The sequence below is a fragment of the Mariniflexile sp. genome, from assembly GCF_041583155.1.
GTDB lineage: Bacteria > Bacteroidota > Bacteroidia > Flavobacteriales > Flavobacteriaceae > Mariniflexile.
Genome location: NZ_JBFHGK010000003.1, coordinates 127,626 through 137,686, shown reverse-complemented (window position 1 = coordinate 137,686; position 10,061 = coordinate 127,626). Strand labels below are relative to the sequence as shown.

Genomic DNA, 10,061 nt, shown 5'->3' with positions numbered 1-10,061 from the left:
TTGTTAATGACTGGGTTTATGATTATAACTATAACAGACCACATCAAGCTTTAAATAATAAATCGCCTATGGAATATTTAACACTAAAAATCAGTTGAAATTTCTATTTTTGATTGGCTCTAAAAAAGGGGAAGCTTACATCATTAGCAATTTGGAGCCTTAATTTTTTTAGTGCATCACATGGTTTAAGTTCTTGATTATTCAATTTTGGGAAGGTATATTTTTGTGTCAATTTAGGTTCACTATTAACTTTAAAATTAACAATAAAAGGTAAAATGGAAATTGAATAAGCTTCACATTTCTTTTGGCTTATACCGTATATTTTTAGCAGCTCCTTATTAGTTTTCGGTTTTACCCTAACTGACTCTTCTAATGTTTTATTAGAAAATACTGTAAAAGCTGGTTTGCCAATTTTTTTAGCCAATTCTAGCCTTTTAGTCTTTAATTGTACATAAATTGTAAAAAACTTTAAAATATACCACTAGCAGCCAATAAAAATTTGTGTATCCTTTTAATATCAAAAATGGCATGAGTATTTAAGTGGCTCACTTTTGCCCCTTTCCGGCTTATTAGTTGAAATTAGTGTTTTTATTGCGTGTTATCGGCGGGTTTTTCTTCAATCAATGTACTATCATGGTATATAGCTTCTATTTCATTTCCTGTGTCAATGTTTTTGGCTTTTACTATCATATAACAATTCTCTTTTATACAAATCGAAACCTTAATTCCTGCTTGACGTTTCGGCCTTTGGAGTAAATCATAAATTAAAAATTTCCCTAACCATATATTGTTATATACTTGTTCATTTTCCCCTTTAAAAGTCTCAATTAACAATTGAGTTCCGTCATCAGTGGCGATGAAATTACGAGACAATTCACACGGAATCTTTGTTCCTTTAGGAATTATACATGCAAACCTATTTTTATTACCATTTATTTCAACCTTAATTCCAATAGAATTCTTGGTTAGCTTTAATTTTGGCCCTAATACAGCTATAGGAGGAGTATTAATAGTTGTAGTTTTTCTGATTTCAGGTTGTTCTACAATAGGTAAGGACTTAAATGATTTATACTCTTTTAAAAAAACTTTATTTTCTGGAATAATTGTCTTTGCTTTTTCCAAATATTCAATTTTTGAAACTTCTTTTCCATGATATACTAAATCTAGTCCAAGATAATTTTTTATTGAAAAAATATTCCTGCTTTCAAATTCTTCAAAAGAAATATTATTGGCTTCACTAACTAATTCTAGACTTTCAATTAACAAATCAAATTCCATAGAATAAATATCTATTATTTTTTGATTTTCTTCGAATTTGACAACGTTTTCAAAGTTCTTGTTTTCAGCATAATATGTCCAATTGTATGAACCTGTGAAAAGTATTCTATCATCAATTACGCAGAATTTATGATGCATAGGATTTTCTTCTTTACCATAATAAAGCTTTCCTCCTTTTTCAATAAACTCTTGGAAATTTAATCCAAAATCGCCATTATTAATGTAGTCATCAATAATTACAAGTTCAATTTGAATTCCATTTGATAACTTCTCTAATAATAAATCAAACAAGTCACTATTCGTAAACCAAGCTACAGCAATTCGAAGTCGATTATCTGTCGTTTTAAGTACTTCAATTAACTCTTTTCTAATATTTCTAAAATATGCAGTTTCCATAATGAATTACCTCTTTTAAATTTGCTGATAGCAATTGAATAATAAACATTCGATTTATTATTTTGCCAATTTAACATAAAACTGTTATAAATCAGATAAATTATTTGCGGTAAACTAAATTTTCAGTGTTTGTAAAATATTTTAGCAACAAATACAAAATCATTTCAGAAAAAAAACGGCTATAGTGTCCCATTAGCAGGTAATAAAATGAGAATAGCAATAATTTCGTGTATCCTATAGAAAATTAAGATCTGAAGGGCTTTTAAGATGCTCAAAAAATTTTGGAATTGCAACATAAAAGTAGAGACATTTTAGGCAGCTTCATTTTTATTTATCGCCATTGCATTTTCAACCTGGTTCGGGGTTAGGTAATCAAGCGCTGAATGTCTTCTTTTTCTGTTATACCATACTTCTATATAATCGAATATCTCAAGCTTAGCCTGTGCCCTGGTCTTAAATTTACTGTGGTATACCATTTCCACTTTCAAAGTCTTAAAGAAGCTTTCTGCGATGGCATTGTCCCAGCAATTTCCTTTTCTGCTCATACTCTGCAATACCGGCAACCCCTTGAAGCATCTTCGGAACTCATGACTGGCGTATTGGATTCCCCTATCGCTATGAAAAATGAGTTCCCTCTCCACGGGTCTGTTCTTTATGGCCATTTTCCATGCATCCACGACGGTCGAACTGGCACTCATGCTATTATCCATGCTCCAGCCAATGATTTTTCGGTCCGCCAGATCCATGACCACGGTTAGGTAAAGCCAGCCTTCTCCAGTCCTGATATAGGTAATGTCACTTACCCATTTTTCCCCTGTTCCAGTGGTGCTAAAATCCCTCAGCAACAAGTTTGGATTTACAGGATAAAGATGGTTGGAATTGGTGGTCACCCTATATTTCCTCTTCATAATACTCTTTATGCCATCAGCGTTCAGTTCTTTGGTGATGCGTGGGCTGCCGTAACGCCCCTTGCTCATCGCATGCACTGCTTTGAGCCTCTCCAACAGTTCGGCATCTTGTTGTTGCCAGAAGCTTACTGGATTTTTAACCCACTTGTAATAGGAACTGCTGCTGATCCCAAAAAATGACGACATCTTTTCTACGGAGTAAATCGATTTATGGTCGGCTATAAATCTGTATATCCCCCGTCTCCCTTGGAAAAGATGCCTACCGCCTTTTTTAGGATATCACGTTCGAGTTCCGCATTTTTCAATGCTTTTTTCAATCTCCTGATCTCCATCTGTTCATCGCTAAGACCAATAACATCCATCATGATCTTGCCACCGTTAAACTGTGGATTGTTACGCCACTTGCTTAATCGGGAAGCATCTATTCCCAATTCTTCAGCGGCATTTTTCACCGAACCTTTCATTCTAGAAAGCTCTACGGACATCCTTTTGAACTCGTCATCAAATACTCTATGTTTCATATAAGTCAAATTTAAAATTATAATTTAAATCTGCTCTATAAATGTCTCTACTCAAAGGTAGCAACTCCACTCTTTAAGTTTAATAAATAAGAAAAGGAAACTTATACGAGTATCCTAAACACTAAAAAAAACACCTATTTATTTAATATATAATCGACTGCCGACATGGAATGAATTTTAGTAGTGTCAAAAATAGGCACTTCAAGATCTTCCTCAAAAATCATCAACGGGAATTCGGTACACCCTAAAATAACACCTTCGGCACCTTTATTTATTAAATCATTCAAAACGGTTAACACATACGTTTTTGATTCTGCTTCAATTTTACCATAGGTTAATTCCTCTATAATAATCCTATGCAATTCATTTATTACGTCTTTATCTTCTGGCACAAGTACCTCCAAGTTATTCTCTTCAATTCTTTTCGTAATAAAGTCTTCTTCCATACTATATTTAGTTCCTATGAAACATACTTTTTTTAACCCTTTTTCATGAATGGCTTGCGCTGTAACATCTGCAATATGAATAATAGGAAACCTTAAATTTTGCTGTACCGAGTTATAAACTTTATGAGGTGTATTTGCACAAAACATGACCGCTTGGGCACCAGCTTTATTAAGACTTAATGCAGCATTGGTGAGCATATTGGCTATTGAATCCCACTTGTTTTCAATTTGAAAGCGATGTACTTCTGCCTGATTTAAGGTATAAACCAACAATGGTGGATTGGTATTATTTCCAAAATAATCATTAACCGATTGATTAATGGTACTATAATAATCTAAAGTTGAATGCCAAGACGTGCCACCTATAAGACCCAATGTGTTCATTCCAGTTTTATTAATTTCTAAATTACTTTTATTTGCTTTTACCTTTTTTTCAGAATTATTGCATGCCGTAAGGACAACAAACAATAAACAACCTATATATTTAATCATATGCTTCTTAAATTTTAAATCCCTTTTTCAATTCTTCAGATAGCTGCTTTACTATGTCTTTATTCCCAGGATAATTAGCGATATTATTATTCTCCTGAGCATCGTTCTCATGGTCAAAAAGTTCCCTGCTTAAAAAGGCTCCTTTTATTTTTCTATCTGAAATCCAATTGTACCATTCCACATAACGGTAACGATCTGTTCTTATGGTATACCCCATTTTTTCTGACTCCCTATCTTCTAAAGGTCCATATTTACCTAACAAAAATTGGCTGTAAGCCGCATCCTTAACTTTTCCATTTGGATTTTCAAGAAGTGGTTTTAAACTTTTACCTTGTAAATATTTAGGAACTTCAAAACCCGTTACATCACATAGCGTTGGATACACATCTACAAACTCGGTTAAAGCATTACTTGTTGCCCCTTTAGCCGTTACATTGTTTCCGCTAATAATAAGTGGCACTCTGGTATCTATCTCATAATTGGTTTGCTTTCCCCAACTATTATGTTCTCCAAGTTTCCAGCCATGGTCGCCCCAAAGTACAATAATGGTATCATCTTTAAGCCCTAAACGATCTAATTCATCCAATAACCTACCTATCTGTGCATCAATATAGGAAATACATGCATAGTAAGCATGTTTTAATTCGCGCTGCTTATCTTCGTCCCATTGCTTCTCATTTGGCTTTGGCAAGTTGTTTTTAGTATTAGTATAACCTCTAAGTTCAGCATCACCATGCACTGCAAATTCTGGGCTATCAGTTGGTACAAATTGGTTACTTGCTAATGAAATCTCTTCTCTTTTATACATATCCCAATATTTTTTGGGAGCATTAAATGGTAAATGAGGTTTGTAAAAACCAACAGATAGAAAGAATGGTTGCTCTTTATTTTTTAATTCACGCATTTTTTTGATAGCCATTGTGGTTTGCGCACCATCATAATAGGCATCATCTTCTGCAATGCCCATTTCATGGGATACTGTTTTAGAATAAATAAAACCATATTTATCAAACTTAGCTTTTCCTTCTTTTAAGCGCTTCAGCTCAAGTTCTTTTTGTTCAATAATATTATCTTGATTTACGTAAACTGCATCCGGATCAAAAGGAAAACCATCAACATGTAAATATTCATTCCAGGCTAATGAATCTTGTAATGTGTTATGAAATGTTTTACCCAAACCTACACTATAATATCCGTTATTCTTAAAAAATTGCGGTAAGGATATGAGATCCGGCATGCGGTCTCTGAAATGCGTTTTTAAATCCCACACCTGTGTAGAATCGGGTCTTAAACCTGTTAGTAAACTGGTTCTAGATGCAGTACAAACAGCTTGCTGACAATAAGCTCGATTAAACACAACGCCATTAGATGCTAACTTATCTATATTGGGGGACACTATATTACTATCGCCATAACAACCCAATTCTGGCCTTAAATCATCTATGGGAATAAATAAAATATTGGGGCGTTTTTCTACGTGATTTACAGCTGTTTTTTTTGTTTGACATGCCGTTAATACTACTGACGTTGAAACAACTACACAGTAAAGGAATTTTTTATATCCGAATATCATTAAATGAAATTTTATTAAGAGTTCTTTGTTTCTTTTATAATTTATTGCTCGGTACGGCAGCACGCCACCCTTTTATTAATCGTTCTGATAAACTTTTTACAAGTTGACTTTGCTCCGGATTTCCTGCAATATTTGTAGTTTCATAAGGATCTACGTTATGGTTGTACAATTCTGAAGCAGCGTAATGGCCTCTCTCCTTCTTAACATTATCCCATTTATACCATTCAATGTAGTGATATTGTTTCGTTTGCATGGAGTAACCCATATACTCTTTTCCATCCTTAGAATGCTTTTCTCGTCGTCTAAACTGTGTGAAAACGGCATCTTTCCATACTAATTCTGGGTTGTAAAACAATGGTGTTAAGCTGGTACCTTGAAAGTAATCTGCTTTTTTAATTTCAGCCAAATCACATAACGTCGGGAATATATCAACAAGTTCAGAAAGTGCTTCAATACGTTTACCATCTTTTTGGTTGGCTTGTTTTATTATTAAAGGCACATGTGTATCTATATAAAAATTAGTCATTTTACCCCAACCATTATGGTCACCTAATTTCCAACCATGATCTCCCCAAAGTACAATTATGGTGTTTTCATATAAACCACGTTCTTTTAAACCTTTTATTAATTTACCCACACAGGCATCAATAAAACTAACACTTGCATAGTAGCCTCTTTTTAAACTATCAGCGTATGTTTCTGGTAAGGCTTCTTCATCAGGTCTTCCAATTTTATAGGGATTAGAATAGCCTCTTAATTCATAATTAGAATTGGAAGACATTACAGGAACATTTTTAGGCAACTTTGGGTTAGCCGCAGGAGAGACAGAGCCTACAGGATATAAATCCCAATACTTTTGGGGGGCAACAAAAGGCAAATGCGGCCTGTAATAACCCAGACCTAAAAAGAAGGGTTGATTTTTATCTTTTATGCGGTCTATGGTTTTTAATGCCAACTCCGTTTGCATGGCATCATAATACAATGAATCCGGAACATCGGCGCTTTCAAGTGCAGGCCCTTTATTCCATCCATCACCATATATAATACCTTTTCTTATGGCTTTTATGCTGTCTCTAGCCTTTTTTTGAATGGCTAGTCCTTCTTCAGAATAATAATAAGTTTCCGCATCTCTATAAGCATATTCTTGTGTGTTATAGGGCGCTGGCTTTAAATCTGGCTCATCCCAAGAAATTGAATCCGGCATATAATTATGAAAAATCTTACCAATATTTACCGTATAATAACCAAATTTGTTAAAATACTGAGGCATTGTTACCGCATTCGGATTAATTTCTCGAAACTTATCGCCTAAATGCCAAACCTTTGTTGAATCTGGTCTGTATCCAAGCATGGTACTAGCTCGTGATGGCGCACAAACCGCTGCCTGACAATGCGTGTTTAACATTACCATGGAAGATGATGCAAAAGCATCGATGTTAGGTGTTTTTATTTCTTCGTTGCCATAACATCCAAGATCTGGTCTTAAATCATCTATGGATAAGAAAATAATATTAGGTCTTTTTGAAGCTACATTATTCTGTGCTGAAGAAACTATGTTTTTACTACTACACCCTACGCATAAAAAAAAGAATGCAACACCTATTACTGAAATTTTCATTTAGCCTTTTGTTCCTTATTGTTATATGTTATAAGGTGTAATTCTCCGTTTTGTAGACAACATAATTCATAAAATTTAAAATAACTAACCTGTTTAAGCCTTACATCGCGTTATTAAAAACACAAAAAACCAAATTAAAACTTAGGTCGATTTCAATTTGGTTCCTTCTGCATTTCTTTTACTAATTGGCACTTAATTGCCTTTACCCAACAATTCTATCCAGTCTTTAGTGTAAACTATGTTTCTAACTCCATCAGAGTGCCCTTTTTTCCCTTCGGGAACGGGGTGGCTAAATTTATAAATATGACTTTCAGCTATATTCATGGCCTTATAAGTTTCATGGATGGTTTTTGCCATAGGTTCAGTAACATGATAGGTGCCGTACCAGCGATCCATCGGTGTTACACTTTCATTAAAATACCATTTCGCAATTTCATTTTCAGCCGAAAAATCCCAGCCACCAGAAAAATCGACAACTCTGGCTACTAAATGTTTTTTAGCTATAAACGCTGCCATACCTCCACCTTGAGACTGACCGGACACGGCTATTTCACTCCATTTTATTTCACCAGCTTCAAGATAAACTCCCCAGTTCCCCGCCTTATCATTTTCGAATAGGTAAATTAATAATTTGGTAAGTCTGTTTACAATAGCATCCTGGGGTTCATCTTCAATAAGCGAAAATTCATTATTCCCATAAATTCGTTTAGTTCTAAATTCTTCAGTGCATTTAGAATTTTTTGCTAAGGTTTCACCTTTACAAATTCTAGCAACCGCCACAGCATTGATGTAGGACAAATTAATAACATGATACCCTTGAGAAACAGCTACAGAAAACAATTCTTTTGGTCCTTTTGTTGCAATCCCTCCAGTGCCTGGCAAAAACAACAAAAGCTTTCCTTGCTTTGCACTCGGATTATACATAACAAGATGAGGCGTATTCGCTTCTTTAATTTTTGAATCTGTTTTTGAAGGCGCAATTTCAAGAACAACATGCGAATTTGATAACTGAGTATCCAATTGTGCAAATAAATAATTACAGGAAAAACTAAAAAAAAGGATTAATTTAAAAAGGTGTTTCATTATATTTTGTTTGATATTTTAAGATTGTAATGTTAGTAAATTAAATCAAATGCAACTAGCTGTCTGCTCTATTTAACTCCAAAAAAGCAGTCATATAGGGAGTTGTTAGGTAAAAACAGTAAACATTTTATTGTTCTTTCTTACAAACCCAACTTCAAGGTTTCCTATACTTTAAGTTTTAGTTACATTTGCATAACTTAAAACATCGGTTTATGATATATTCAATGACAGGTTACGGAAAATCTGTATTGCAATTGCCTACTAAAAAAGTGACAGTTGAGCTAAAATCTCTTAATAGCAAAAATTTAGATTTAAATGCAAGAATGCCTTCTATATATAGAGAGAAGGAACTTACTATTAGAAAACTATTGGCCGATTCTCTTGAACGAGGTAAAATAGATTTTTCTATATATGTTGAAGCTACTGCCGAAGATACCTCAACACAAATAAACACCCCTGTAGTTAAACAATATATCGAGCAATTACGACAAGTAGTTGATGGCGACCCTATTGAATTATTGAAAATGGCAGTTCGGTTCCCTGATGCTCTAAATACGGTTCGTGAAGAAATTGATGAAAATGAATGGCTTTTAATTGCTAATGAAGTAGATAAGGCCGTTGAAGATTTAAATAGACACCGATTGTATGAAGGCAAAGTATTAGAACAAGATTTTATTAAACGTGTATCTATAATAGACAATTTATTGGGCCAAGTTATAGCCATAGATCCGGAGCGTATTGAAGGTGTTCGTGAACGCTTATTAAAAGGTGTAGAAGAATTAAAAGAAAAATACGATGAAAACCGATTTGAACAAGAATTGGTATATTACATCGAGAAATTCGATATTACAGAAGAAAAAGTTCGTTTAAAAAATCATTTAAATTATTTTATTGAATGTATAAATTCTAAAGATTCTAACGGAAAAAAATTAGGATTTATTAGTCAGGAAATGGGACGTGAAATTAACACCATTGGATCAAAAAGCAATTACGCCCCTATGCAACAATTAGTTGTGCAAATGAAAGATGAACTCGAGAAAATTAAAGAACAGTTATTAAATGTGTTGTAAAGTTTAGAAGCATTATGCTATGAAGAACACCATAGTTTACAGCTTAAAACATATAACTTACAGCTAAAGTTTAAAATAAGAAATGAACAAACAAGGTAAACTAATCGTTTTTTCAGCTCCTTCTGGTTCTGGAAAAACGACTATTGTAAAACATCTATTAGGCTTAACTGATTTGAATTTGGAATTTTCCATTTCTGCGGCTTCTCGCGAAAAACGTGGCAACGAAGTGCATGGTAAAGATTACTATTTTTTGTCGTTGCAAGAATTCAAAAACAAGATTAAAAACGATGAATTTTTAGAATGGGAAGAAGTATATCGCGATAACTTTTACGGTACTTTAAAAAGCGAAGTTGAGCGCATTTGGGCCCTGGGCAAAAATGTAATTTTCGATATTGATGTATCGGGAGGATTGCGCATTAAACGAAAATTTCCAAATGAAACTTTAGCAATATTTGTAAAACCACCAAGTATTGATGAACTTAAAATAAGACTAAAAAATAGGAAAACAGAAACTGAAGATAAAATAAATATGCGCGTTGCCAAGGCTTCGGCAGAATTAGCAACCGCCCCGCTTTTTGATGTTATTGTGGTAAACGACGATTTAGAAAAGGCATTAAAAGAAGCTGAAAAACTTGTAAGTGATTTTGTAAAATAAGCTTATTCAAAATATAAATTT

At 33.8% G+C, this 10,061-nt stretch carries 11 protein-coding genes; 3 read left to right on the top strand and 8 right to left on the bottom strand.

Going from position 1 to position 10,061, the window contains the following annotated elements:
• On the top strand, window positions 1–98 hold a 98-nt coding region (locus ABYI63_RS02185), incomplete at its 5' end, for an integrase core domain-containing protein (protein ID WP_372752959.1).
• A gap of 5 nt (window positions 99–103) precedes the next feature.
• Here the strand turns inward: ABYI63_RS02185 and ABYI63_RS02180 are convergent.
• From ABYI63_RS02180 to ABYI63_RS02145, 8 genes are all read right to left on the bottom strand, one after another.
• Entirely contained in the window at window positions 104–457 is a 354-nt protein-coding gene (locus ABYI63_RS02180; protein ID WP_372752957.1) for an HRDC domain-containing protein, read from the bottom strand.
• A 131-nt stretch (window positions 458–588) separates the two neighbouring features.
• Entirely contained in the window at window positions 589–1,674 is a 1,086-nt protein-coding gene (locus ABYI63_RS02175) for a phospholipase D-like domain-containing protein (protein ID WP_372752944.1), read from the bottom strand.
• A gap of 311 nt (window positions 1,675–1,985) precedes the next feature.
• Window positions 1,986–2,804 (bottom strand): IS3 family transposase, encoded by an 819-nt coding sequence (locus ABYI63_RS02170; RefSeq protein WP_372752955.1) that lies wholly within the window; start codon window positions 2,802–2,804, stop codon window positions 1,986–1,988.
• Window positions 2,801–3,103 (bottom strand): transposase, encoded by a 303-nt coding sequence (locus tag ABYI63_RS02165; protein WP_372752942.1) that lies wholly within the window; start codon window positions 3,101–3,103, stop codon window positions 2,801–2,803. The genes ABYI63_RS02170 and ABYI63_RS02165 overlap by 4 nt, the downstream gene beginning before the upstream one ends.
• Window positions 3,104–3,237: 134 nt before the next feature.
• Window positions 3,238–4,041 carry an aspartate/glutamate racemase family protein gene (locus ABYI63_RS02160; RefSeq protein ID WP_372752940.1) on the bottom strand — a complete coding sequence of 268 codons (804 nt, stop codon included), beginning with the start codon at window positions 4,039–4,041 and terminating at the stop codon, window positions 3,238–3,240.
• A gap of 7 nt (window positions 4,042–4,048) precedes the next feature.
• Window positions 4,049–5,614: a sulfatase gene (locus ABYI63_RS02155; protein ID WP_372752938.1), complete on the bottom strand. Its 1,566-nt coding sequence runs from the start codon at window positions 5,612–5,614 to the stop codon at window positions 4,049–4,051.
• A 34-nt stretch (window positions 5,615–5,648) separates the two neighbouring features.
• A complete protein-coding gene (locus ABYI63_RS02150; RefSeq protein ID WP_372752936.1) occupies window positions 5,649–7,232 on the bottom strand; it encodes a sulfatase in 1,584 nt (527 codons plus the stop codon).
• A 192-nt stretch (window positions 7,233–7,424) separates the two neighbouring features.
• Window positions 7,425–8,315 (bottom strand): hypothetical protein, encoded by an 891-nt coding sequence (locus ABYI63_RS02145; RefSeq protein WP_372752934.1) that lies wholly within the window; start codon window positions 8,313–8,315, stop codon window positions 7,425–7,427.
• Window positions 8,316–8,527: 212 nt separating this feature from the next.
• On the opposite strand from ABYI63_RS02145, the gene ABYI63_RS02140 reads away from it, so the two are divergent.
• Both ABYI63_RS02140 and gmk read left to right on the top strand, forming a co-directional pair.
• Complete coding sequence (locus ABYI63_RS02140) at window positions 8,528–9,385, top strand: YicC/YloC family endoribonuclease (protein ID WP_372752932.1); 858 nt, start codon at window positions 8,528–8,530, stop codon at window positions 9,383–9,385.
• A gap of 82 nt (window positions 9,386–9,467) precedes the next feature.
• Complete coding sequence (gmk, locus tag ABYI63_RS02135) at window positions 9,468–10,040, top strand: guanylate kinase (protein ID WP_372752930.1); 573 nt, start codon at window positions 9,468–9,470, stop codon at window positions 10,038–10,040.
• The last annotated feature ends 21 nt before the right edge of the window (window positions 10,041–10,061 follow it).

Excerpts from the sequence above, each read along its gene's own strand:
- ABYI63_RS02175 (WP_372752944.1), bottom strand. The coding sequence starts at position 1,674 with ATGGAAACTGCATATTTTAGAAATATTAGAAAAGAGTTAATTGAAGTA.
- ABYI63_RS02165 (WP_372752942.1), bottom strand. The coding sequence starts at position 3,103 with ATGAAACATAGAGTATTTGATGACGAGTTCAAAAGGATGTCCGTAGAG.
- ABYI63_RS02160 (WP_372752940.1), bottom strand. The coding sequence starts at position 4,041 with ATGATTAAATATATAGGTTGTTTATTGTTTGTTGTCCTTACGGCATGC.
- ABYI63_RS02155 (WP_372752938.1), bottom strand. The coding sequence starts at position 5,614 with ATGATATTCGGATATAAAAAATTCCTTTACTGTGTAGTTGTTTCAACG.
- ABYI63_RS02150 (WP_372752936.1), bottom strand. The coding sequence starts at position 7,232 with ATGAAAATTTCAGTAATAGGTGTTGCATTCTTTTTTTTATGCGTAGGG.
- ABYI63_RS02145 (WP_372752934.1), bottom strand. The coding sequence starts at position 8,315 with ATGAAACACCTTTTTAAATTAATCCTTTTTTTTAGTTTTTCCTGTAAT.
- ABYI63_RS02140 (WP_372752932.1), top strand. The coding sequence starts at position 8,528 with ATGATATATTCAATGACAGGTTACGGAAAATCTGTATTGCAATTGCCT.
- gmk (WP_372752930.1), top strand. The coding sequence starts at position 9,468 with ATGAACAAACAAGGTAAACTAATCGTTTTTTCAGCTCCTTCTGGTTCT.